The organism is Acinetobacter sp. BMW17, from assembly GCF_001592855.1.
Classification (GTDB): Bacteria; Pseudomonadota; Gammaproteobacteria; order Pseudomonadales; family Moraxellaceae; genus Acinetobacter; species Acinetobacter johnsonii.
This window is the reverse complement of the sequence record NZ_LSOD01000007.1, coordinates 42,169-67,331: the sequence shown is the minus strand read 5'-3', so window position 1 is coordinate 67,331 and position 25,163 is coordinate 42,169. Positions and strand designations below refer to the sequence as shown.

At 38.4% G+C, this 25,163-nt stretch carries 20 protein-coding genes and 1 pseudogene; 3 read left to right on the top strand and 18 right to left on the bottom strand.

The window, feature by feature from the left end:
- The first annotated feature begins 28 nt into the window (after positions 1–28).
- The 3 genes from AXW61_RS01295 (at position 29) to AXW61_RS01285 (ending at position 4,400) form a co-directional block, all read left to right on the top strand.
- The gene (locus AXW61_RS01295) at positions 29–1,714 is read left to right on the top strand and encodes a hypothetical protein (protein WP_062031621.1); all 1,686 of its coding nucleotides are present in this window, start codon (positions 29–31) and stop codon (positions 1,712–1,714) included.
- A gap of 53 nt (positions 1,715–1,767) precedes the next feature.
- Positions 1,768–2,871, top strand: a complete 1,104-nt coding sequence (locus AXW61_RS01290) for a hypothetical protein (RefSeq protein WP_062031618.1) — start codon at positions 1,768–1,770, stop codon at positions 2,869–2,871.
- Positions 2,872–3,029: 158 nt separating this feature from the next.
- Positions 3,030–4,400 (top strand): phosphomannomutase/phosphoglucomutase, encoded by a 1,371-nt coding sequence (locus tag AXW61_RS01285; RefSeq protein ID WP_062031615.1) that lies wholly within the window; start codon positions 3,030–3,032, stop codon positions 4,398–4,400.
- A gap of 50 nt (positions 4,401–4,450) precedes the next feature.
- On the opposite strand, the gene galE is transcribed toward AXW61_RS01285, so the two are convergent.
- The 18 genes and pseudogenes from galE to AXW61_RS01190 all read right to left on the bottom strand — a co-directional run bounded on the left by galE (position 4,451) and on the right by AXW61_RS01190 (position 25,139).
- Positions 4,451–5,473, bottom strand: a complete 1,023-nt coding sequence (galE, locus tag AXW61_RS01280; RefSeq protein WP_062031613.1) for a UDP-glucose 4-epimerase GalE — start codon at positions 5,471–5,473, stop codon at positions 4,451–4,453.
- Positions 5,466–7,139: a glucose-6-phosphate isomerase gene (gene pgi, locus AXW61_RS01275; RefSeq protein ID WP_062031610.1), complete on the bottom strand. Its 1,674-nt coding sequence runs from the start codon at positions 7,137–7,139 to the stop codon at positions 5,466–5,468. Before pgi ends, galE begins: the two co-directional genes overlap by 8 nt.
- Positions 7,139–8,392 carry a nucleotide sugar dehydrogenase gene (locus AXW61_RS01270; protein ID WP_062031607.1) on the bottom strand — a complete coding sequence of 418 codons (1,254 nt, stop codon included), beginning with the start codon at positions 8,390–8,392 and terminating at the stop codon, positions 7,139–7,141. Before AXW61_RS01270 ends, pgi begins: the two co-directional genes overlap by 1 nt.
- A gap of 12 nt (positions 8,393–8,404) precedes the next feature.
- Positions 8,405–9,280: a UTP--glucose-1-phosphate uridylyltransferase GalU gene (gene galU, locus AXW61_RS01265; protein WP_062031605.1), complete on the bottom strand. Its 876-nt coding sequence runs from the start codon at positions 9,278–9,280 to the stop codon at positions 8,405–8,407.
- 34 nt (positions 9,281–9,314) lie between these two features.
- Complete coding sequence (locus AXW61_RS01260; protein WP_062031602.1) at positions 9,315–9,920, bottom strand: sugar transferase; 606 nt, start codon at positions 9,918–9,920, stop codon at positions 9,315–9,317.
- 57 nt (positions 9,921–9,977) lie between these two features.
- Positions 9,978–10,754, bottom strand: a complete 777-nt coding sequence (locus tag AXW61_RS01255) for a glycosyltransferase family 2 protein (protein ID WP_062031600.1) — start codon at positions 10,752–10,754, stop codon at positions 9,978–9,980.
- Between the two features lies 1 nt (position 10,755).
- Positions 10,756–11,862, bottom strand: coding sequence for a glycosyltransferase family 4 protein (locus tag AXW61_RS01250; protein ID WP_062031598.1), 1,107 nt, complete (start codon positions 11,860–11,862; stop codon positions 10,756–10,758).
- A gap of 1,036 nt (positions 11,863–12,898) precedes the next feature.
- Positions 12,899–14,032 carry an O-antigen polymerase gene (locus AXW61_RS01240; RefSeq protein WP_155858657.1) on the bottom strand — a complete coding sequence of 378 codons (1,134 nt, stop codon included), beginning with the start codon at positions 14,030–14,032 and terminating at the stop codon, positions 12,899–12,901.
- A 176-nt stretch (positions 14,033–14,208) separates the two neighbouring features.
- Positions 14,209–15,378: a nucleotide sugar dehydrogenase gene (locus tag AXW61_RS01235; protein WP_276203998.1), complete on the bottom strand. Its 1,170-nt coding sequence runs from the start codon at positions 15,376–15,378 to the stop codon at positions 14,209–14,211.
- A 19-nt stretch (positions 15,379–15,397) separates the two neighbouring features.
- Positions 15,398–16,657 (bottom strand): oligosaccharide flippase family protein, encoded by a 1,260-nt coding sequence (locus AXW61_RS01230; protein WP_062031590.1) that lies wholly within the window; start codon positions 16,655–16,657, stop codon positions 15,398–15,400.
- Positions 16,658–16,816: 159 nt separating this feature from the next.
- Positions 16,817–18,667 (bottom strand): nucleoside-diphosphate sugar epimerase/dehydratase, encoded by a 1,851-nt coding sequence (locus tag AXW61_RS01225; protein ID WP_062031587.1) that lies wholly within the window; start codon positions 18,665–18,667, stop codon positions 16,817–16,819.
- Between the two features lie 61 nt (positions 18,668–18,728).
- Positions 18,729–19,898, bottom strand: coding sequence for a DegT/DnrJ/EryC1/StrS aminotransferase family protein (locus AXW61_RS01220; RefSeq protein WP_062031584.1), 1,170 nt, complete (start codon positions 19,896–19,898; stop codon positions 18,729–18,731).
- A 22-nt stretch (positions 19,899–19,920) separates the two neighbouring features.
- On the bottom strand, positions 19,921–20,577 hold the full coding sequence (locus AXW61_RS01215; RefSeq protein WP_062031582.1) for a NeuD/PglB/VioB family sugar acetyltransferase: 657 nt from the start codon (positions 20,575–20,577) through the stop codon (positions 19,921–19,923).
- Entirely contained in the window at positions 20,570–21,178 is a 609-nt protein-coding gene (locus AXW61_RS01210) for a sugar transferase (RefSeq protein WP_062031579.1), read from the bottom strand. Before AXW61_RS01210 ends, AXW61_RS01215 begins: the two co-directional genes overlap by 8 nt.
- A gap of 21 nt (positions 21,179–21,199) precedes the next feature.
- A pseudogene (locus AXW61_RS17870) lies at positions 21,200–21,738 on the bottom strand (DapH/DapD/GlmU-related protein).
- 46 nt (positions 21,739–21,784) lie between these two features.
- A complete protein-coding gene (locus tag AXW61_RS01200) occupies positions 21,785–22,933 on the bottom strand; it encodes a glycosyltransferase family 4 protein (protein ID WP_062031576.1) in 1,149 nt (382 codons plus the stop codon).
- Positions 22,930–24,024, bottom strand: a complete 1,095-nt coding sequence (locus tag AXW61_RS01195) for a glycosyltransferase (RefSeq protein ID WP_062031574.1) — start codon at positions 24,022–24,024, stop codon at positions 22,930–22,932. Before AXW61_RS01195 ends, AXW61_RS01200 begins: the two co-directional genes overlap by 4 nt.
- Positions 24,021–25,139 carry a glycosyltransferase gene (locus AXW61_RS01190; RefSeq protein ID WP_062031571.1) on the bottom strand — a complete coding sequence of 373 codons (1,119 nt, stop codon included), beginning with the start codon at positions 25,137–25,139 and terminating at the stop codon, positions 24,021–24,023. Before AXW61_RS01190 ends, AXW61_RS01195 begins: the two co-directional genes overlap by 4 nt.
- Positions 25,140–25,163: the final 24 nt, after the last annotated feature.

The window sequence follows — 25,163 nt, the reverse complement described above, 5'->3', positions numbered from 1 at the left end:
AGAAACTCACTTTCTTTCGAGGCAAAATATGTTAAAGCATTCACTTAAACTTACAGCGCTTGCAGCTGCAACTTCTTTAATTTTGAGCGCATGTGGAGGAAGCAGTAGTGGTGGCTCTACTGCACCTGCACCGACGATCAAAGGTCTTGCCATTGATGGACCATTAGCAGGCGCAACAGTTACTTTTGTAGACTGTAATAATGCTCAAGTAGAAACTGATAACGAGGGTAACTTCACTTTCCCACAAGACTGTACATCAAGTGAATTAACCGTAACTGGCGGTATTGACACAGCGACTGATTTACCCTTTACTGGCGAAATTAAAGCGCCACAACGTGCTCCAAATGAACAAAATCTGATTGTAGTTTCACCAATTACTACACTCATTCAGGCAAGTATTGATGCAGGTGCTAGCCCTGCTGAAGCAACTCAGCAAATTGCTGCCGCTTTGAATTTATCAGGCGTAGATTTATTATCCGTTGATCCGATGAAGAATCAGGAAGTCTATGCCAAAACAGTTGCAGTACAGCAAATGGTCGAACAGATTCAAGCAGTTGTTGCTTCTCTAGGCGGTAGCACTACTCAAGCAGAGTTAAATAGAGCAGCATTTACTGCATTACAAGAAGCACTTTCCGATTCAGACGAAGACTTGACTAGCACAGCTACAATCACAGCTGCAATTTCTGCAACTGTAGAAGCCGTAAAAGATGATTTGTCATTAGATATTCAAAACAATTTAGCAAATGTACAGACTAACTTGGCAGCTTTAAGTGCGGAGGTTATTTCAAGTAATGTTCAATCTGTAGAAATAGCGATTCTAGATGTACCTGCTGAGACCTTCAATGCAGGTACCGAAAGTATTAAAAATGAAACTCAAGCTGCAGTTACTGAAGCGAAAGAGTCTGTTGCTGCAGAAAAAATTGTCACTATCTTGGCACCTGTCCTTACTCAAGCACCGACTCAAGTTGAAGAATCATTGAAGGCAATCAGTACAGCAGTTGCTAATCCAAGTGCTCCAACATCTAATGAAGACATTGCGAATGCAATTACGCAGATTCAAACTAACGTTCCAACAGTTATTCTTCCACCTACAACAACTGAAGCTGTTCAAAACGCCAATGAGTTCTATGCAGACTATTTAGAATTAAATGGCTTTAATGTACAAGGTGATGACCAAACGATTACAGTACTCAATGGTTCACTCACCAACCCGATTCAAGTACAAAGTTTAAATAACCTTTTGGTGGGTATTACTTCTAACGGTACATATGCAACAACGGCTAACCCAATTGTTGCTGCTGCGGCATTACACATTAGCACTGGCACTAAAACATTAACGATCTCTGCAAATCAGTTAAATCTTAACTTTACTGGAGGTACATTAACTGCAGCTAGCATTCCAGCAGGCACAGTGATTAAGGTTGATTCCACAATCAATAGCCTAAAAACCACTTTCACTGTAAATGCTGCGCAAAATGTACTGAATAACGGTAAAATTGCACTCAATACAACCACCTTAGGTTCATTATCAGCATCTTTAGCAACTCAGCTCAACAGCTTTAGCTTAAAAGGTGATACTGTCACTGTAACTGCAGTTATCAAAGCCTCACCAGTGATCGCTATTAATAATGGTAAGCCTGCTCTTGCATCTAAATACACTTTAGGTACAACTGATGGATCAGGTGTATCTGCTAAATTTAAAGTAACCCAATAAGCAAGAAAAATGAGCTGCTGAGAAGCAGCTCTTTTTTATCATCTGGAAAAAACATGAAAAAAATATCCACTATTCTGGGATTATTTTTAGGCAGTGCCTCTGTAAGCTATGCTGCCCCAAATGACCTGTATCTAAGTGCGAAAAACTTCAATTCACCTCATAATTCTGCTCTTGATCTCGATCTTGCCATCGATGCTGTGAATGACAGAATTGATATCTTTGATATGCGTGAAAGTGAAGGCATTAGCGATAAATCAGCGGGTGATTACCAGGGTTTTCATCTATCTGTCCAATATGAGCTCAATCCTCAATGGTCCATTGAAGGAACTTACTGGCACCGTGAAATTGAATACAGTCAGGATACGAATGAAATTGAGAGTGCGTTATTGGCTGTTCGCTATAGCCCAGCACTCCCATTGAAAAAGAATGATGCTCTCAGTTTCCGTGCTAGCATCTGGGGTAACACGGCTGATACGCTATCGAAATCCACCCCGACACAGGTCAATCAGCAAGTATTTAATCAAGTTCAGGTGCATAATCCGGAAGACTTACAGCTACAACTTGATGCCATCTTCTCGCGTAAACTGGATCCGATGAGTCAGCTGAATGCTTTTGCCAGTGTGGGTTATAGTAAAGTTAAAGTCAGTAATATTGATATCCAGGCCACACTCGCAGGCTGTTTAATGGATATTTCAGTTAATGGTAATAATCAATATTCAGGCCAGTTAGCTGCTCCTTGTTCCAATGAAAATATTACGGTCAATGATTTGTATAAACAGGGCAATGCCAATGAATTTGGTTTTGATATCGAGAAAGACCTAAGTTACGATGCCTATTATGCCAATCTCGGGGGTTCATGGAACTGGCGCTATCGTCAGTTCGAAAGCCAGCTGGCTTATCAATACCAGCGCTTGTGGCGTAACGATATCGATGATCGTGTGAGTAATTTTGGCAACTCCCCGATCAAGGATAATCATACTTTGGGTGCCAAATTCAGCTATGACTTTAGCCCGCACGTAACCGGGTTTATCGAAGGTCAGGTGTTCCAGCGCAATTTTGTTGGTGATATTCCCTTCCTCTATAATGGTGTTACCGCTTCACGTTTAGACAAACGTTATGGTTTAGCCTCAGTGGGGATCACCCTACACAGTTTCTAAACTGCCTTTAGTGATAGGGTTATAGCCAGCCTGATTTTAAACCCAAAAGCCTCTGTAATTTTTTTATGGGGGTTTTTGTTTTTTAATCTTGCCACATTATCTTTATACTATTTCAATAACTTAAAATTTACCTTATTTGAGGAATTCCGAGAGATCATATGAATAAACTGACCTGTTTCAAAGCCTATGATATTCGTGGCAAACTCGGCACTGAACTGAATGAAGAGATTGCCTATAAAATTGGTCGTGCTTACGGACAGATCTACCAACCGAAAACCGTGGTGATTGGCTGTGACATCCGCCTCAGCAGTGAAGCCTTAAAGCAGGCCACGATCCGCGGCTTAAATGATGCCGGTGTCAATGTACTCGACTTAGGTATGACCGGCACGGAAGAAGTCTATTTTGGCGCCTTCCATCTGGATGTGCAAGGTGGTATTGAAGTTACTGCCAGCCATAATCCGATGGATTATAATGGCATGAAACTGGTGCGTGAAAATTCCCGCCCGATCAGTGCAGATACCGGTCTGAAAGACATTCAGGCCTTGGCAGAATCGGGTCAGTTCATTGAAGTTAGCCAAAAAGGTCATACGGAAAAATATAATATCCTGCCAGAATTTATCGATCACCTGATGACCTATATCGATCCGGCAAAAATCCGCCCAATGAAACTGGTGATGAATGCTGGTAATGGGGCCGCAGGTCATGTGGTGGATGCGCTTGAACACAAGTTTCAACAGCTACAGATCCCGGTTGAATTTGTCAAAATTCACAATGAGGCCGATGGTAACTTCCCAAATGGGATCCCGAATCCAATTCTGGTTGAAAATCGTGATAGCACCCGTAATGCTGTCATTCAGTATAGTGCGGATATGGGCATTGCCTGGGATGGCGACTTTGACCGCTGCTTCCTGTTTGATGAAAAAGGCCAGTTTATTGAAGGCTATTATATTGTAGGTTTATTGGCACAAGCATTCTTGCTGAAACAGTCAGGTGAGAAAATTGTGCATGACCCTCGCCTGCTCTGGAATACCTTTGACATTGTTGAACAATACCAAGGTGAAGCGATCCAGTCCAAATCCGGTCATTCTTTCATTAAAGAAAAAATGCGTGAGCATAATGCCGTGTATGGCGGAGAAATGAGTGCACACCATTATTTCCGTGACTTTGCTTATTGCGACAGCGGCATGATTCCATGGCTGTTAGCGGTGTCAGTATTGTCTGAAACCCAAAAACCGTTGTCTGACCTAGTAGAAGAAATGATTGCAAAATTCCCATGCTCAGGTGAAATCAACTTCAAAGTGGCAGATACCCAAACGACCATTCAAAAGATTTTTGATCACTATGCCGATCAACATCCGGCCATTGATCAAACGGACGGTGTGAGTCTGGATTTTGGTGCTTGGCGTGTTAATGTTCGTGCATCCAATACCGAACCATTATTACGCCTGAATATTGAAAGCCGTCGTGATCAAAATCCAAGACCGATGCAGGACTATGTCGATGAGCTGACCCAGTTGATTCAAGGCTAAGGATTGCTGGTATTAAAAAAGGAGCTTAATCGAAAGCTCCTTTTTCATATCTACTGCTTGCGATAACCATTCGGATTTTGCTTTTGCCAGTTCCAACTATCTGCCAACATATCTTCTAAACTGTATTTGGGTTGCCAACCCAACTCAGCAATTGCGCGAGCATTATCTGCAAACGAAATTGCAACATCCCCTGCACGACGAGGTTCAATGTTATAGGCAACGGGCATCTGATTCACCCGTTCAAAAGTCTTCACCACTTCCAAAACAGATGAGCCCTGACCTGTTCCAATATTCCAAGCGCGGCATCCTTGCGTTTTTAAACGATGATTTAATGCGCATAAATGTGCATTGGCCAAATCAACCACATGAATATAATCACGCACACCTGTACCATCTACCGTGTCATAATCATTGCCAAAAATTGACAACTTATCACGACGGCCGACTGCCACCTGTGTGACATAAGGCATCAAATTATTGGGTATCCCTTGTGGGTCTTCACCAATTTGACCACTTTGATGTGCGCCTACAGGGTTAAAATAACGCAGCAAAGCGATTGACCAACGCTCATCTGCAGCTGATAATTTTTCTAGCAGCTGCTCAACAATCAGTTTGGTATAGCCATAGTTATTACTTGGCATACCTGTAGGCATGGTTTCATTCAATGGTGAAATATTGGCTTCATCATAAACGGTTGCCGATGAACTAAAGACCAACTTAAAGACTTGAGCACGCTCCATCGCTTTAACTAAGCTAATAGAACCCGAGATATTATTTTCAAAATATTTTAGTGGCTCTTTTTGGCTTTCACCCACAGCTTTTAAGCCTGCAAAGTGAATCACAGCATCAATAGAATGATGCTGAAAAATTTGATCTAAAATTTGCTGATCGAGAATATTACCTTCAACAAAATCTAATTTTTTAGCTGCCAACGCTTGAACACGTGCTAAAGATTCGACAGAACTGTTGGACAAATTATCCAGTACAACAACCTCATGCCCTGCGCTCAAAAGTTGAATACAAGTATGTGAACCAATATAACCAGCACCACCTGTTACTAAAATTTTAGCCATTTGTTTTTCCTAATAATATGTGTAGTAAGCCTTGCGTTGAACCATCTAACTCCGAAATATCCGTTCGATCACCATTTAATATTGGAAGTAGCTGATTGGCAATTTCCTTACCTTTTTCTACCCCCCATTGATCAAACGGATTAATGTTCCAAAGCACCGACTGTACAAAAACTTTATGTTCATACATTGCGATCAACATGCCCAAACTATATGGATTTAGCTCTTGCAATAAAATGGTTGAACTTGGTTGATTACCTTCATATTGTTTATATTCTGGCAAATCTTGTACTTCATATTGATTTAAAGCTTGATTACCAAATGCCAGTAAGCGCGATTGAGCCAAACAATTGGATAAGGCCAAATGATGCTGTTCCACCAGCGCCTCTGCATTATCGACATAGGTAAATTGTTGGGCCTGATAGCGCTGCACGGGCGCAATGAAATCACAACTCACTGCTTGACTGCCTTGATGTAGCAATTGGTAGAAAGCATGCTGCGCATTTGGTCCCACTTCCCCCCATATAATCGGGCAAGTATCCCAATCCACTTTTTGACCATTACGCTGAATCGATTTACCATTGGATTCCATTTCCAACTGCTGCAAATAAGAGGCGAAATATTTCAAACGCCCATCATAGGGCAGTACTGCATGAGTCTGAATATCAAGGAAATTATTATTCCACGCACCCAATAAGCCCATTAATACAGGAATATTTTTTTCGAAAGGTGCCGTCTGAAAATGCTGGTCTACTGCATATGCGCCAGCTAACAGTTGTTTAAAGCCATCAACTCCGATCGTCAGTGCAATCGGTAAACCAATACATGACCAAAGTGAATAGCGACCGCCTACCCAATCCCAGAGTAAAAATTGGTTTTCGGCTGCAATACCCCATTCTGTCATTTTATCTGCTTTGGTAGATACGCCAATAAAATGATGCTTTAAAATTTGTGATTCTTGTCCAAGTGCTTTTTCAAGCCATAAACGAACTGTTTGCGCATTAGATAAGGTATCAATGGTCCCGAACGATTTTGAAGAAATAATAAACAGCGTGGTTTCGGGGCGAAGTTGATGCAATAAATCTGAAAGCTGACTACCATCAATAGTCGAAACAAAATGTACATTGAGTGGCTTATATGTGGATTTTTTGAAATCAGATAAGGCATGACTCACCATCAGTGGTCCTAAATCTGACCCTCCGACACCAATATTGACCACATCTTGAATGACTTCACCCGTTGCGCCGCGGCACTGGCCAGCATGAATTTTTTCTACCAAAGCATACATACGCTCAAGTTGTGTATGCACTTGTTTTGCTAATTCAGGATGAGACTGATCATCTTTAGGTAACCGCAGCGCCCAATGCATGGCTGCACGCTGTTCGGTATAGTTAATTTCTTCAGTAGAAAATAAACGCTTTATCCACGACGTTAAATCTTGTGTCTGTGCCCACTGGACTAGATTTTTGACAACGGGCTGATTGACTCTATGTTTACTAAAATCAAAAACCACCGGCTCTAAAGTCACAGAGAATTTTTTGAATCGCTGAGGATCTTCAGCAAAGAGTTCTGTTAAATGCCTATTTTCAAATTCAGCTTTTAAACCATGAAGTCCGCCTACAACTGAATCTACATGTTCGACCGTATAGGGTTGAGTTTTAATAGCCATTAGCGTCCTACCCCCATATATGCAAAACCTTGAGATTTCACATACGCTGGATCATAAATATTGCGCCCATCCAAAATAAGTGGGTGCTGCATGGTTTTAAGCAATTCGGTATAACTAGGACTCCAATATTGTTTCCATGCCGTCAGTAAGCACAAAGCATGTGCATCTTGCACTGCCTCATATTGCTCTGTGCAATATATAAGATCAGGTCGCTCACCATATATTTTTTTCATTTCATCCAAGGCTTGAGGATCGTGTAATTTAACTTTTACACCTTGAGCCCATAGTGCTGCCAACATGGCATGAATAGGAGATTGTCGCGTACTGGACGTTTTTTCTTTAAATGCAGCGCCCCATATCGCAACAGTTTTCCCTTTTAAATCACCATGATAATAATTCCATAATTTACGGAATAAAACTTCTTTTTGTTGCTCATTAATTTCCCAAACTTGTGCAAGGAGTTGGCTATTTGCCCCCACACCTGACACCGTATGCGTTAAGGTCTGAATATCATGTGAAAAGTTTTCTCCACCAAAACCTGCCCCCGGATAGAGATAAGATCCTCCAATACGGTTATCTGCAGCCATCCCCTGACGAACTGATTCAATATCAATGCCTAATTTCTCAGCAACCACTGCCAAGTCATTGATATAACTAATTCGTGTCGCCAACATGCCGGAAATACTCAACTTGGTAAATTCAGCATCTAAAATAGGCATAAATAAATATTGCTGCTGACGTGGAAATAAAGGGCGTAAGAGTTCCTTAATTTTAATTTGAGCAACATCTGATGCAGACCCAACAATCAACTGCTTGGCTTGGGCAAAACTTTGTAAAGCATTTCCTTCCTGAATCATGTCGGGTAAATACACCCACTCATCTTCATGCAAAATTTTTACAAATTTTTCTGTCCCATACAGTCCTAAAGTAGACGCATTGATCATCAGTTTAGGGTGAATAATGGGACGAGACTTTAATTGTTTTAATATCTCAATCGCTTGAGTTTCTTCAGCTGGATTAAAACTGAAGAAATAGGCATCTGCATCTAATGGAATATCATTAAAATCGCAGTATTTTAAAAAACTACTTGGTTGTTTATTGAGTAGATTTTTTAAAGCTTCATCTTGGATATACATTTGTTCGCTTTCATACGTTTTCAGTGGTTCATACCAAAAAACGTGATGACCGCATTCTGCTAGCAAAGCAGCAAATACACCTGAAAAGAGTGTTTGTCCAAATACTGCAACCTTCATATCAATCTCTTTTTATAGTTTTAGTTCTTTGATCAGTGCTTTAAATTCTTCACCTAATTTTGGATGGTCTACGCCATAATGTAAAACCGCTTTGAGATAGCCCAATTTACTGCCGCAATCAAAGGTTTGCCCTTTCATGCGATAAGCTTCCACCGTATCCGTCGCTTGCAAAGCTGCAATTGCATCAGTCAGCTGAATCTCATTACCTGCCCCTTTCGGCGTGTTCTCAAGTAATTGCATAATTTGGGCAGGTAAAATATAGCGACCCACTACCGATAAATTTGATGGCGCAGTGCCGACGGCAGGTTTTTCCACGATACCTTGCATTCGAATGCTATGCCCTTCGGCAGGTATAGATGCAACATCCACAATACCGTATTGATCTACCATGTGATCTGGTACAGCTTCCACCATAATTTGTGCTGCATGAGTTTCATCAAAACGTTGAATCATTAAACTCAAATCATTGATTTTTGATGAATCTTTTACAAGAACATCTGGTAATAGCACAGCAAAATCATCATCACCTACTACAGCTTTAGCACACAGTACAGCATGACCTAAACCAAGTGGCTGTGGTTGACGCACACTGATTACACTCACATGTGGCGGTAAAATTTCGGTAATTTCTTTGAGTAAATCAAATTTCTTTTTATGTTCTAAAGTGGTTTCCAGCTCAAAGTTACGATCAAAGTAGTTTTCAATCGAAGCTTTAGATGAATGTGTGACTAATATGATTTGCTCAATCCCTGCGGCAACTGCTTCTCGAACCACATATTCAATGGCAGGACGGTCAACCACTGTAACCATTTCTTTAGGAATAGATTTGCTTGCAGGTAGGAAACGAGTCCCTAGACCGGCAACAGGAAGGATGGCTTTTTTGATCATTGAATTACAACTAAACTATTGAAAAAAGGAAAATTTAATTCTTACTGGTATTTTGACTAGAAAAACGTGTTGCACCTACAGCTTGATTTGGTGCATTGATCCCTTCTTTATTAAACATCACTAAAAAAGTTTTCAACATAATTTTAAAGTCTTGCCAAATATTATGGTTATCTACATATTTTACATCAAGTGCAAACTTTTCTTCCCAAGATAGATTATTACGACCACTGACCTGAGCAAGACCCGTCATCCCTGGTCGCACTTCATGTCTGCGCATTTGTTCAGGGGTATAGTGTTGTAAAAATTCTTTCATCTGTGGACGCGGTCCAACAATACTCATATCTCCTTTTAGGACATTGATAAGCTGTGGCATTTCATCCAAACTGGTTGAACGTAGCTTTTGTCCAAAAGGTGTAATACGTTCTTCATCCGGCAATGGATTGCCCTCTTGATCGAAGGCATCTTTCATAGAACGGAACTTAATCATTCTAAAAATTTTTCCGTCTTTCCCCGGACGTTCTTGATAGAAAAAAATAGGAGAACCTAAATACTTTTTCACTTTATGGCAAACTAAAAGGAATATCGGCGACAAGAGTATTAACGCGAATAACGCAATAATAATGTCTAGGCTTCGTTTCATTTTTTACCCTATCAATTAAGTAATTAACTTAAATACAAGCGATATAAGTCGTATATCTTATAGTTTAAGAAATTTTGATAATTTTTTAAACTTGCTACGAAGTATACCTCTTAGCGCATAATTTAAAAAATAATAAGCACTGCTCAATATATTTAGTTTTTCAATATCTCTATACAGTTTCCAATTATATTGAGCTACTTTCCATTTATTTGCAGAAATTGAATCAGAGCGCACAGTATAACTGGCTAAATCCTCTGGTACACAATATGCATAATCGACTTGCTTTAATATTTTTAACCATAAGGCATAGTCTTGGCGTTTACGGATAAGAGGAAAATAAACTTTACCTAGTTTATGACTATCATACATTGTAGTCAAACAACCAATCACGCACGTTTTTAAAAGTTCGCGATAACTGGTTTTTAATGGGAAATGGAGTTCGCCAATTTTTTCTCCATTTTCATTCACTTGATGATACTTAGTATAAGTAAATGTATAATTATGATTTAACATAAAACCAACTTGTTGCTCTAGTTTTTTAGGATGCCAAGTGTCATCACTATCTAAAAAAGCAATAAATCGACCTGTTGCATTTTCTATACCGGTGTTACGCGCAACTGCAGCACCCGAGTTTTGCTCTAAACAAATAAGCTTAATACGAGCGTCTTGATTGACATAAGACTCAATAACTTCTCTAGAATTATCTGTAGAACAATCATCTATAATCAGTAGTTCCCAGTTTCTATAGCTCTGATTAAGAATCGATTCAATGGTATGGCAAATATAATTTACTGAGTTAAAGGAAGGAGTGATAATAGAAACCATTGTATTCATTTTATTTCTCGAAAAAATTTGTATATTTTTTTGATATTACTTTCCAGTCATATTCAGTTATATCAACATCATCGAAAACTGTTTCGTAAATAGTTAAAATATTTAAGGCTATTTTAGACATATACTCAATAGAATAAGGATCCACAGAAAAAATTAACTGATTATTAAACATTTTATCAATACCTTCATTTTGAGCATGGATTACTCCACAACCTTGAGATAATGCTTCAATATAAACGAGTCCAAAAGTCTCCCTATAAGAAGGTACAAAAAGGATTTTTGAGTCTCTATAAAGACTCATTAAACCTTCTTTATCTTTTTTCCCAACAATGAATATCCAATCAGGTATAGTTGAAATATCTATAATTTTTTTTACGGTAAGCTCATCTAAGCCTACTATACAGAATTTAATAACTTTATTTTTAGAAATTAACTCTAACGCTTGATATACACGTTTTAAATTCTTTCTTGGTTCTGAATTTCCAACAAAAATAAAATCATATTTTCTTTTTTTATTACAGGTAGAGTATAAATTTTTCAACCAAAATTCATCTATACCATTAGGAATAGTAACCAAGTTGTCTAAATCAGAAAATATCTTAGGAAATTTATTACTTGAACGTTCAAGATACGCTTTATTAATAAAAATAACAGCTGTAGAATTTTCTAAAATTCTTCTTATTAGCCAATGGTAATGTAATAATTTTGGAAAAAAAACATTAAAATCAGTATCTCTTACAGACACAGTATAAGGTGTCTTATTAATAAGATAGTTGATATACGCAATTAATCCATCAGACCAAACGGTATGAGCAATCACTATGTCAGATTTATATTTTTTTGATATAAAAAAAACAAAATTAATAAGAACTTTCAGCAAAGGTAAGAACTTAAATAAACTGATATTAGACAATAGATAATCTTCATTGATATTTTTAATATTTAATGAATTAACTTTAAAATGACTACGTTTACGTACTGGAATAAATACATCTTGTACAATATCAGGATTAGACTTTAAAATATTTTCACACAATCGTGAGTGAACTTTTGTTCCAATATAATTATTACAAATATGTAAAATTTTCCGCATATCAATTTCACTCACTTTTTCACACCAAATAAAAAATTTAGAACTTTAGATTTAGAAATAAGATGTGACAACATAATAGAAATAACCATTACAGATATCAAACTAATTGAAAAATAGATAAGATCATTATCTATGTAAATATCAAGAAGATAGCAAATAAATATAGTTACTGGGAAATGAAAGATATATATTAAAATAGCTTTGTCAACAAAATAAACTAAAAACCCATTAGAATTAATATTCATATCTTTAAATAAATTAAATATATATATTGAAGCAATAAAACTAAAAATAAGACAAATAACTTTATATACAGATTTAAATAAAAATATTTCAGAGAAATAATAATTAAAATATGCAAATAAAAAAACAAAAATATAAAATAATAAAAAATGTTTAAATTTTAAACATCCAAAAAACTTATCTCTAAAATGATAAAAATACAAACCAAATAAAAAGAATACGGAGTAATATATGGTATTGTAAAATAAGTAAAAATAATATCGATATAATTCATTGTCTAAATTTTTTTTCACCACAAGATTTAACACCTCATTAAACAAAAGAAGTGTAAACAGAGTAAAAATTAAAAATATAAATTTCTGTTTAAATATTAAATAAATATGATCTTTAAAAAAAATAAGAAGAATACTAACAATATACAATGTCAATAAAAACCATAAATGCATAACTGTATTAGTAATATTTAAGTCAAAAATATTATATATATAGAAATTCAACAAATAACATATAGGCGTAACTAAAAACAATGAACTAAAAAAAGGCAAAACCACCCTTTTCATTCTACTATTTAGAAAATAAGCATCATCTCTTTTTTCCAAAATTAATAATGAAAAAAATCCAGATATCACAAAAAAAACTTCCATCCTAAAGAAGGTAATTGGATAAAAGACTGAATGTATAAAATTATTATTATTTAATTCACTAAAGTATCTCCAGTTACCAAATGGATCAATAACAGCTATTACATGGATTAACGGACCAAGTAGCATTAATATACATCTCAGAAGATCCAGTCCATTATATCTCATTATTTAACCACCTTATCTTTTAGAAAAATCATAAATATTATACTTAGAAGTAAGCCATGTGTAATCATAACAGTAATAAAAGCACTATTTATTAAAGCCCAAGTAGGTAATAAAAATATTAACAAAAGAAAGGTTTTATTATTTTTTGCTGAATCAATAATATTATCTATAACCTTATATAAACCACAAACAATAAGAGTAATAAATATTCCACCTACATAACCAAACTCAGCATAGGCGGAAGTTAAATATCCAGCATTTGCATTAACACCGTCATTTCTAAAATAATTTTGCCCAATAAGATATGGAGGAATATCCTCATATTTTGTATGAGTAATACCTTTTAATATATTATAACTATATTTTGCAAATCCATTCTCACTAAAATATTCATAATAAAAGCCTGCTAACATTCCTGGAATCTGAATCATCCTGCGCAAAAACACATCAACCAAAATACTTTGATTAAATATGAAAAATATTAGAGTTGATACAAATACCATACCCATAAATGGAGATACTACATAAATAGCCTTATTACTTTTTCTAAATATAAAGTAAAATATCAAAATAAAGAAATAAGCAAAAAATATGCTTTTATGACCAGATACAACAAATAAACTTAAGTTTAAAAATAATGCTAAAAATATAATAGCAATATTTTTTTTGAATAAACCAAATAGCAATATAAGTGGAATAAAAATCTTAGAAGACCAATTAAACATATACTCAACCAAAGTTGGAATATTCTTGGTTTTTTCCCTATAATCATCACGCCAATCATAAAGATCAACCAGAGATGTTAATCTTAGTATATTGCTAAAATCTGGCTTATAAAAATAAACTACAGGAATTAAAAGCATTACTAAAAAAATAAGTATTTTAATTTCTATGTTTTTAATATTAACATTAACAAGAATCTTCTTATTAATTTCCAATTTTGAAATAAAAAACACAAGTGAAATGCAAATAGTAAAATATAAAAATACATAAAACCAATATTCATTCCCCTTATTATGACCTATGTAAGACATTAACGTATTCGGTATATAAATAAAATAATAACTAAATAATAATAGCAATTGACTAGGTTTTTCTATTCTAACTGGAAGAAATATAGATAATAAGCTCACAAACACGCTTATAAATAAAACCACAGAAAAATTTATATTTTCATTTAATTGAAAACCTAAATAGCTATAATTTTGATATACTCCACATAAATATGTCGAGATGATACACAATATATATAACCATACTGTAAAAAGGTGAATTAAAGCGTGCTTAGAGATTTTCATTTTTTTACAACTTAGTTATCACCAAACAAATCACGTGTATATACTTTCGCTTTAACGTCTTCTAATTCAGCATGCATACGGTTTGCTAAAATCACATCACTGACATTTAAGAAATCATTTAAAGTATTTCTTAGCTCATAACCTTCAAATGCATCTGTATTCAGTGTTGGTTCATAAATAACAACTTCAATATTATATTCTTTTAACTCATGCATAATATCTTGAATTGCAGAATCTCGGAAGTTGTCTGAACCTGCTTTCATGGTTAGACGGTAAATACCCACAACGTTTGGACGTTTCTTTAATATTTCCTTAACAATGAATTGCTTACGTGTTTTATTAGAATGAATAATGGCTTGAATTAAATTTTGCGGTACTTCCTTATAATTGGCCAATAATTGCTTGGTATCTTTAGGTAAACAGTAACCACCATAGCCAAATGAAGGATTATTATAATGTTGACCAATACGAGGGTCTAAACCGACACCACGTACAATATCAAAACTATCTAACTCATGTTTAGCACAGTAGGTATCTAATTCATTAAAGTATGCTACGCGCATTGCTAAATATGTATTTGAAAACAGTTTAACTGCTTCAGCCTCTGTAGAATGCATACATAAAGTTTGGGCATTACCTTCAACCGTCGCGTTTAAATAAAGCTGTGCAATTGCTTCTGCGCGTGCTGACTTTTCTCCAACAATAATACGCGATGGGTATAAATTGTCGTATAAGGCTTTACCTTCACGTAAAAACTCTGGGCTAAACATCACTTGCTCGGTGGCAAATTTAGCTTTCACCTGTGCGGTGTAACCTACAGGAATGGTTGATTTAATAATAATCGGGGCAGTTGTATTTACTTTTAAAACATCTGCAATCACACTTTCAATTGAAGACGTATCAAAGTAATTGGTTTCCGCATCGTAGTTGGTGGGTGTTGCAATAATAATATAATCTGCATTTGTATATGCTTCTACTTGATCAAGCGTAGCATGCAAATTTAAATCTGTTTGTCGCAAGGTTTTTTCAATATATTCATCAGCAATTGGAGAAATACGTTGATTAATCAGCTTGACACGCTGAGCATTGATATCTAATGAAGTCACATTATGCTGTGGTGCAAAAAGTGCTGCATTTGAGAGACCGACATAACCTGTACCGACTACGGTGATATTTATCATCCTTTGTAACCCTATAGCATCATTTGAGTGAGTGTTTAAATAGTGGGAAAAAATGAATTTTAAAAATTAATCCATTTTTATAAAAATAATTAAAAACAGTTAAAGACAAAAATTCAATTAAAAGTACGCTGTAAGCTGCCCCAATCAAGCCAAAAAAATGGATCATGAGGTAAGAAATAGGCAATGAACTTACAGCAACAACCAACATTTTTTTAGAGATATATGCGTAATTTTCTTCTTTAATCATTAAACGTGCTGCCACTGTACCCAATCCAGCACACATTGTCGCAGCAGCCAGTATAAGTAACAGATGGTAGGCTTCACTATATGCAGCCCCATACAAGGTTGTAATGATCCATTTACCCAATAAAGCCAAGACAGTAATAACGCATAAAGAAATAAAAATAATCAATAGATTCAGCTTAGCAACCATTTTATAGCTTTCGAAATGGTTTTTTTCTTTATAAATTTTACTTAAAACTGAAGTAATAACAGCAACATTAATAAAAGTCCAAGCGGAACCAATGGTAATTGCTGAAGCATAAATACCTAGCTCACGTGTTGAGGTTAAACCCGCCAGCATTAAGCTGGTAATCTGTGTATAAAAACTTACAGAAAGTGAGGAAATGACAAGTGCACTCCCTGCCCACAAATAATATTTCCTATAACTAACACTTATTACTTTTTTTGCCTGATTCTTAGAATTAAAAATAAATTTTTTAAGACAAAACGGTATAAGTGTCACTAAAACAATAGGCAATGCTAAATAGGCATAATCCAAATGCATTTCAATAATAATATAGCGAATTAAAAGAGCAATTGCTAAACCAATAATATTGGATGTTGCATTGATGTAGGAATGCAACGTTGCATTATTAAATATGGTGTAGATATCTTGTGTGACAAAGTAGCTGGAAAATGCCGTAGCTATTGCAAATAGCAACGTCAATGAATCACTAAATAGATATAAAGACACCAATATAGGCAAAGAAAAAATCAAGAATAGGACTTGTCGAATATTCTGTGTATTTGCTAAATATTGCAGACCTGATCGTGTGTTTTTACTCACTCTTTTGAATAAAATTTCTTGATTACCAAACCAAGTAAGTGTTTGAACGAATGTGAATAATGTAGTAGATAAAGCTATTTTTCCGAAATTTTCAGGTCCTATATATTTAGCCACATAGGACATGACAAAAATCACACCAAAAATTCCAATGAATTTTTCAAGCATCATCCATAATGAATTAGATACAATTTTTCGAGAAAAAATTCCCATAATAATTTAAACTCTCGATTCTCTTAGGCGTCATGCTTAGGAAATTAAAAAAGTAGATTAAGCACATTAGAAAACAGGCAAGATTATAAGCGCTGATGCATGTAATGTCTTGTTTTTTTACTGACCTCGTTATATGACGTCTATATTATTTTTTATACATTAGATAGCTCGTCTATAACCATCAACGTATTTTTCAAGTATAGATAATGCCCCATTAATATCATTAGATTCAGAACTTGCAATGATTTTAAAGAAAACATCGCTTATTTCATTCAATGTTTGGTATTGCTCAAAACACTTAAAGACACGTTGATGATCTGTATGCTCAGCACCATTCTGATCAATAAGTAATTCTTCATAAAGCTTTTCACCTGGGCGTAAACCTGTAAATTGTATCTCAATATCACCTATACCATTTTCATCCATAACTCGAAAACCACTCAAACGAATCATTTGTCTAGCTAAGTCTACTATTTTAACTGGCTCACCCATATCCAATAAAAACACATCGCCGCCAGTCCCCATCGCACCTGCCTGAATCACAAGCTGAGCTGCCTCAGGAATCGTCATAAAATAACGCGTTACTTCTGGGTGCGTTACTGTAACAGGCCCGCCTTGAGCAATCTGCTTTTTAAACAAAGGAACGACAGAACCTGACGAACCAAGTACATTGCCAAAGCGCACAATACTAATTTGCGTTTTTGGATTCGTCGACGCTAGGCCCTGACAATACAATTCTGCCATACGTTTGGACGCACCCATAACATTGGTTGGACGTACCGCTTTATCGGTTGAAATTAAAACAAAAGTTTCAACATTTTGATTCACCGCTGCATCGACACTACGCTGTGTACCAATAGACGTATTATAAATACCTTCAAATGGATTTGCTTCAACAAGTGGTACATGTTTATAAGCTGCGGCGTGATAAACCGTCTGCACTTTGTACTCTTGAATAATACGTTCTAATTTTTGCTGATTGGTGACAGAACCTAGCACTGGAATAATTTGTATATCAGAAGCCTGCAATTCACGATCAATTGAATACAAAGCAAATTCAGACATTTCAAACAATACGAGCATTTTCGGCTGATGCTTCACGATCTGACGGCATAACTCAGAACCAATCGAACCGCCTGCCCCTGTCACCATGACCACTTTATTTTTAATATTTTTTTCTAAGAGTTCAGGCTTTGGTGGTACAGGATCACGCCCCAATAGGTCAATAATATCGACTTCACGGATATCTGAAACTTTAACCTTACCATCGACCAGTTGGGTTACCCCTGGCAGTTCCATAATTTTGACATCTGCCGTATCAAAAGACTCAATAATCTCTTTTTTACACGCACGTCCCACAGAAGGCATGGCAAGTAATACTTCTTCAATGCCAAATTTACCCAACTTGGCAGCTGCACGATGTGGGGCGTAAATTTTTAAACCACTCAGTGACTGACCTTGTAAGGAGCGCTTATCGTCAATAAAACACACAGGTAAATAGTCATCTGAACGGTTTAAGGCCGCTGCAATTTGCTGACCTGCCAGCCCTGCGCCATAAATTGCCACACGTTTACGGCTTTGCTTTTTGGCAAAAGTTTTAAGAGTAGCGTAGCGAATGACTGCACGGCTCCACCACATGTATGAAAACAGCATAAAGCCATACATTAGTGGAATACTCATCGGAATAAATGCAACATTCAATTTTTTAATCGTGTACAAGGCCACGATTTGAATAAATGTTCCGATTAAAATCCGCATTAAATAGTCTTCATTAAATGAACGCACAATTGCACGATAAATACCGAGCAAAGCAAAAATAGCAATGCCACAAATACCGACATAAATATACCAAGCATCCAGTCCTTGCATGACCTGAACATTGGGACGTGCCAAACGTATGGCATAAGCCAGCCACATCATCAGCGGTAAAACACAAATATCCATCAGCACCAAAACGATTTGTTTTTGGCGACGCGGTAATGATGCTATAGAACGGATAATGTCTTTCACAAGATGCTCAAATTGGGTCAATAAAGCGGATGAGAGCGAATATTATGCGCTCTTTTCAGGTTTAGATTTTTGCGATCACCGCTTGGATCACATCCACGGTTTTCTGCAAGCTGCGCTCAGACAATGTTGGGTGTACCAAAAACATTAAGCTTGTTGCACCGAGCTGTTTAGCTTGCGGCAAAGAATGTGCAGGACGCCAAGGCGTACCATCAAATGCTTTTTCTAAATACACTTCTGAACACGAGCCGCTAAAACAAGGCACATTCAATGCATTGATTTCTGCCATGATTCGATCACGCGACCAATCTTCAGGCAAGGCTGAAGTATTCACTTGCACATAGCATTTATAGGCTGCATGTACATAGTCGCTAGAGGGTTTAACTACAGTAAAATAGGGGCTATTTTCAAAAGCGGCTTGGATGCGCGCCATATTGGCATTACGTTTTGCAGTCCATTCAGGCATTTGTTTGAGCTGTAAACGGCCAATCACCGCCTGCATTTCCATCATGCGCCAGTTGGTGCCAAATGAGTCATGCAGCCAGCGGAATCCCGGCGGATGTTGCTTGTTATACACGCTATCAAAGTTTTTGCCGTGATCTTTATACGACCACATTTTTTTCCAAAGATTTTCGTCATTGGTCGTGACCATGCCGCCTTCACCGCCCGTGGTCATAATTTTGTCTTGGCAGAAAGACCATGCGCCTATATGACCGATGGAACCTGCTGATTTGCCTTTGTACATTGCACCATGCGCTTGAGCACAATCTTCAATCACGAAGATGCCTTTTTCCTCAGCCAACTGCATGATCGGATCCATATCACACATCCAACCTGCCAAATGTACACAAATAATCGCTTTGGTATTCTGCGTAATCACTGCTTCAATGGTACGTCGAGAAATATTCTGGGAAGCCAGCTCCACATCGGCAAAAATAGGATTGGCGCCTGCCGTCACAATCGAGCTTGCCGAAGCTAAAAAAGTACGTGAGGTAACAATCACATCATCGCCTGCACCAATACCTAAAGCTTTGAGTGCTAAATCGAGTGCGACTGTACCATTGGCCACGGCAACTGCATGCTTAGTTGCTGCAAACTGTGCAAATTCCTTTTCAAATTCACGGCATTCTTGACCGGTCCAATAATTCACTTTATTGGATAAAAGGACTTTTGAAACCGCATCTGCCTCTACTTGCGTGAAACTTGGCCACGGCTCAAATGCACTGTTTAACATGGAATTTTCCTAGCTTTAAATTCTATCTGGATTCAACGATACGCGCCGGATTGCCCACCACGGTAGCGCCAGCCGGCACGCTTTTGGTCACCACGGCGCCCATACCGACAATCGTACCACGACCAATAACCAGAGGTTGTTCAGATGTGCCCTGCTTAATCATGGCACCAGCCCCAATGTAGGCATGGTCTTGAATATGAATATTGCCGTTGCATTTTACCCCTGGTGCAAAGGTAACGAAATCCCCAATCACGCAATCATGCTCGACATAGCTGTATAAATTGGCGTGGAAGCATTTTCCAATTTTAATATTCGAGGTAATAGTCACAAATGGACTCAAGGCTGCACCAGCTGCAATCTGGACATCATCCATCAGCACTACATTATCTGCCATAACCGACCAGAGCTGAATACCATCGGCTTCCAGGCGATTGGCGATTTGTTCACGGACCTGGCTATTAGCAATTGCAATCAGCACCTGTTTTTGCGCAGCGGGTTCAGCCAGAAAGCTGGCATAGTTCATGGCACGATGAGCATTGACCGTGGTGATGGCAGTCTGTGCATCATCAATAAAGACAATTTCAGAACTGTCTTGTTCACGGGCCAATTGCTGCCGTGCCACCGGCATGAGACTACGCCCACAGCCCGATGCCCCATAAATCGCAAACAGTTTAGTCATTTTTATGTTCCGCAGAGCCGGTAAATTTGCTCATGGTTGCCTCACCTTCCGTGCTGATATCATCCTTGGCCAGCACTTTTCTGATGGTTTTCAGCATGATTTTAAAATCGAGCCAAAGCGACTGATTTTCGACATACCATGTGTCAAGCTCAAACTTTTTTTCCCATGAAATGGCATTACGGCCATTCACTTGTGCATAGCCCGTGATCCCCGGACGGACATTGTGGCGTTTGGCCTGTTCAGCATTATATAAAGGCAGATATTCCATCAACAATGGACGTGGCCCGACAATACTCATCTCACCTTTAATCACATTCCACAGTTCCGGCATTTCATCCAGACTGGTGGCACGCAGCATTTGACCAAAGGGCGTTAAACGTTCACTGTCGGGTAATGGATTTCCGTTTTCATCCACTGCATCTTTCATGCTGCGAAACTTGATCATTTCAAAGGGTTTGCCATGCAGACCCGGGCGTACCTGACGGAACAGGACCGGTGAGCCTAAATTTTTACGTACCTTATAGGCCACAAAAAAATAGACTGGAGACAGCAGCAGTAAGGCCGTCGAAGCAATCACCACATCCAGAACACGCTTTAACATTCATTTCACTCATTATATATATTAAAGATCAGTCCAACGTCTATTCACTAATCCACCCGGATTGTTCATATGCAACACTTTTGCATAATTGCCCGCAGCGGTGGCACCTTCTGGAATATCCTTGGTGACGACACTGCCCGCGCCAATCGTTGCATTGGAGCCAATTTTAACATGGTTCACAATACAGACCTGAGAACCGATATAAACATTATCGCCGATTTCGGCAGCCTGACGCCCCCCATTCGCACCAATGGTGCTAAATTGCGACAAATTTACATTATTCCCAATGACGGTTGAAGGATTGACTACCAATGGCCCACCATGACCGATATACAAGCCATAGCCAATCTTTGTGGTGATGTGAATATCAATGCCATATTGCTTTTTCTTGTAATAATAAATGGGATAGGCAAATTTTGCCCAAATGGATTTTGCGCTGGCGAGTCGCAACCAGACTGAAAAGTTAAAACTACGATTAAACAAATAGTTTTTAAAAAGAGTTTAAAGCTGATCTTTCCAGTATAGCGATACAAGTCACTTTTAATGTATTTCACAATCATAAGACCATCTCTGAATTATTTATCCTGTCCACCCGATTCATCTCGGTCATGGCTTAGCAATGATCTGCATTTCTGTCAGCATATGTCGGTTTACTTGATGCACATCATATTTATTGAGTGCCATTTCACGGGAACGCTGTCCCATATAGGCAATCAGCTGGGGATCTTCAATAAAGTACTGCATGCTCTGCACCAGATCTTCGACCGATTTAACAGCCACCAGATAGCCATTTACGCCATTGCTCACCGTTTCACGGCAGCCCGGGGCATCGGTGGTAATAATGGCACGACCCATCGCCATGGCCTCCAGCACGGTACGCGGGGTTCCTTCCCGGTAAGAAGGCAATACATAGACCGAACTTGCCGCGATGGCCGGACGGACATCACTCAGTTTACCCCAAAACTTGAGGGTATGATCCGCTACCCAGCGATCCAGCTCGGCTTGTGAAATTGCAGAAGGATTGTCATCAATCCAGCCGACCAGATGAAATTCCGTTTCAGGATATTGGGCCTTGATGATGTGCGCCGCTTCGGCATATTCACGCACGCCTTTATCCCCCAAAAGCCGTGCAATGAGCAAGAATGAGGCTTTGACCACGCCTGCATCATCTTTCGGTAAAGGCATGACATCAAAGTCTTGTACATTTACCCCTGAACCATTCACTACTACAGTGGGTTTATTGACATCAAGCAAATGCATGTCTTGGAAAAGCTTTAAATCATCAGGGTTTTGGAAAAAGACTTTGTCGCTACGTTTGAGCGCTTGCGCATATAAGCCATGCACCAGCTTTTGAAACAGACTACGCTTGCCAGATTCCACATTTTGAAAGGCATAACCTAGACCAGTAATTAAAGCAAAACGATGCGGCACCCGTGCCAGCCATGCCGCCAGTGTCCCGTAAATCACCGGTTTAATGGTATAGCTCAGCACCATATCCGGCTGAATCTGGCGGATCATCTGATACAGAGTGTGAAGTAGCTTGAGATCAGCCAGTGGATTGGTGCCTGCGCGTTGCATGGGAATGCAATGCACCTGATAGCCCAACTGCTGCAACTGCTTTAATTCATCGGGAAAATCCGTCAGGTCCGGTGCAAATACATGAATTTCATAACCTTGAGCATGAATCGCTTCTAACAGTTTCCCCCTAAAGTTCAAGGCTGAAGGCAGATAGCTACAAATCATCAAAAACTTCATGCACCTTGTCTCCACACCTGCATATATTGATGGCTGACAGTTTCAATACTGAAATTCTCCTCTACCCGTTCACGCGTCGCCTGTTTTAAGCTTTGTTTTTCTGCTTCTGATTTTTGTGTATAGGCTGAAATGGCATCCGCCAAAGCTTGCGCATTACGTGGTGGAACGATACTTCCTAAATCCTGCACAATATATTTGGAATCGCCAACATCGGTGCTGATACATGGCAAACCTGATGCCATCGCTTCGACCAACACATTCGGAAAACCTTCGGTAATCGAAGTCATCAGAAAAGCATCAATCGATTGATAAAAAGCAGGCATATCTGAGATTTGTTCTATTAAATGGACTTTTTTAGGATCTAGTTGATACTGATGAAATAAGGCTTTAACCTCAGGATTTTCTAAGCTCGCCCCGCTGCCTGCAATTTTAAAGATGATGTTTTTATCTTTCAGCAAGCCCATGGTTTCAAATAAGTATGGATAGCCTTTGGCCCTGTGATAGCGCCCTGCAAAACCAATGCTGATCGGTTGATGCAGTTCAGAATTGGGCTGGAACTTGTCCAGAAACACGCCATTGGCAATCACCTGAGCATTGCTATTTTTCAGGCCAAAGCGTTGATGCTGTTGCAAGGATGAATGCGCGCAATAAATCACGCCTTGGGGCTGCGCAGCGAGAACTTTACTCATGACCAGGGCGACTTTGGTACTCAGCGACTCTTCTTTGGGAGAAGCAAGCGAATGATGAATACCCCACACAACTTTGGGTTTTCTCGCTAAACCAATGACACTGAGACTCGTCAACACATTGGCATGGTACATCCAGCATTGCACCGTTGCAGGCTGTAGTTTTTTAAGCAATGTACGCAGTTTGCTTACCGTACCCAATGTGTTGATGCCATTCCAATCCAGTGCATAATGCGCCTGACAACGATCTAAAGTACTTTGATACACCTCTGATGTTTTCATTAAAGCAATGATCACATGTTCGTATTGGTGTTCAGTGTATTGAATCAAACGTGCCAGCATCATCTCTGCACCGCCCACGCCTGCAAAGTTGGTAATCACATGCACCATCAACGGTTTGCTCATGCTGCAGACTCCATCATACGCAAATACTGCTTAAGTACGGTTTGCTTATGAAACTGCTGAATATGCGCTTCAAAATCAGCTTCTTGATATTGCACATAATCTGCAAAAATCGCCTGTTGCATGGCTTGAGTTAACCCTGCCTGATCATTGCATTCGACCAATAAACCAAACTTGGAGTTTTCTAGAATTTCCATCGGACCGCTTGGGCAGTTGGTACTGACCACTTTTACTTTTGAAGCCAACGCCTGAATGAGTACTCCAGGCAAACCTTCCCAATTGGAACTTAAAACAAACAGTGATGCATATTTAAAATAAGCGTATGGATTAGCATCAAAGCCCGGTAAATCCACCACATCGTTTAAACCCAACTCAGCTACTAGAGCCTCAAACTCAGTACGCAGTTCACCCTCACCTAAAATCAATAATCGGGTTTCAGGATGCTGATTATGCAAGGCTTTAAAGGAACGAATCAGAAAACCAAAGTTCTTTGCTTCAGTGAGACGCCCCACTGCCAAAATCACTTTATGGTCACCTTTTAAAAATTTGTGTGTGACTGGCGCTTTGAGTTTTTCAAAATAGGCATCGTCCAATACAGGGTTATAAATGGTACTCAAATTATTATTTTTATAGCCATAATATTCACGAAAATCAGCTTCTACCCCTTTAGAAACACAGACCACTTGCTGTGCCAGGGGGTAGGTCCAATTCACCAAAGTTTTCAGCACAAATTTAGCAATGCCTTGCAACTTCATATTTTTTGACGGCGTAGATACTTCACGGAAGATCAAACGTGTTGCAACACCTGCAAGCTTTTTCGCAATCCCTGCCACAATATTGGTATGGGTTTGCGTGGCCACTAAGCAATCATATTGCTCAGCTTTCATTTTTATTTTTAAAGGCGTGATGCTATTCATCACCCGACCACAATTAAAATTGACCAATTCAATTTTAGAACTCACTTCGGATAAGAGCTTGGCTTTATCGCCATTCAGGTCACATACGCCTAAATGAATTTTAAGTCCTTGTTCAGCAAAACTGTTCGCCAGTTGAATGACCGTACGTTCTGCACCGCCACCGCCCAAGCTTGGCAAAAAGAACATGACTTTATTCAACATATGAAGACCTAAATTTTATAAAAT

Bases quoted from the DNA above. Each gene is read 5' to 3' on its own strand.
- AXW61_RS01295 (WP_062031621.1), top strand. From the start codon at position 29: ATGTTAAAGCATTCACTTAAACTTACAGCGCTTGCAGCTGCAACTTCT.
- AXW61_RS01290 (WP_062031618.1), top strand. From the start codon at position 1,768: ATGAAAAAAATATCCACTATTCTGGGATTATTTTTAGGCAGTGCCTCT.
- AXW61_RS01285 (WP_062031615.1), top strand. From the start codon at position 3,030: ATGAATAAACTGACCTGTTTCAAAGCCTATGATATTCGTGGCAAACTC.
- galE (WP_062031613.1), bottom strand. From the start codon at position 5,473: ATGGCTAAAATTTTAGTAACAGGTGGTGCTGGTTATATTGGTTCACAT.
- pgi (WP_062031610.1), bottom strand. From the start codon at position 7,139: ATGGCTATTAAAACTCAACCCTATACGGTCGAACATGTAGATTCAGTT.
- AXW61_RS01270 (WP_062031607.1), bottom strand. From the start codon at position 8,392: ATGAAGGTTGCAGTATTTGGACAAACACTCTTTTCAGGTGTATTTGCT.
- galU (WP_062031605.1), bottom strand. From the start codon at position 9,280: ATGATCAAAAAAGCCATCCTTCCTGTTGCCGGTCTAGGGACTCGTTTC.
- AXW61_RS01260 (WP_062031602.1), bottom strand. From the start codon at position 9,920: ATGAAACGAAGCCTAGACATTATTATTGCGTTATTCGCGTTAATACTC.
- AXW61_RS01255 (WP_062031600.1), bottom strand. From the start codon at position 10,754: ATGAATACAATGGTTTCTATTATCACTCCTTCCTTTAACTCAGTAAAT.
- AXW61_RS01235 (WP_276203998.1), bottom strand. From the start codon at position 15,378: ATGATAAATATCACCGTAGTCGGTACAGGTTATGTCGGTCTCTCAAAT.
- AXW61_RS01230 (WP_062031590.1), bottom strand. From the start codon at position 16,657: ATGGGAATTTTTTCTCGAAAAATTGTATCTAATTCATTATGGATGATG.
- AXW61_RS01220 (WP_062031584.1), bottom strand. From the start codon at position 19,898: ATGTTAAACAGTGCATTTGAGCCGTGGCCAAGTTTCACGCAAGTAGAG.
- AXW61_RS01215 (WP_062031582.1), bottom strand. From the start codon at position 20,577: ATGACTAAACTGTTTGCGATTTATGGGGCATCGGGCTGTGGGCGTAGT.
- AXW61_RS01210 (WP_062031579.1), bottom strand. From the start codon at position 21,178: ATGTTAAAGCGTGTTCTGGATGTGGTGATTGCTTCGACGGCCTTACTG.
- AXW61_RS01200 (WP_062031576.1), bottom strand. From the start codon at position 22,933: ATGAAGTTTTTGATGATTTGTAGCTATCTGCCTTCAGCCTTGAACTTT.
- AXW61_RS01195 (WP_062031574.1), bottom strand. From the start codon at position 24,024: ATGAGCAAACCGTTGATGGTGCATGTGATTACCAACTTTGCAGGCGTG.
- AXW61_RS01190 (WP_062031571.1), bottom strand. From the start codon at position 25,139: ATGTTGAATAAAGTCATGTTCTTTTTGCCAAGCTTGGGCGGTGGCGGT.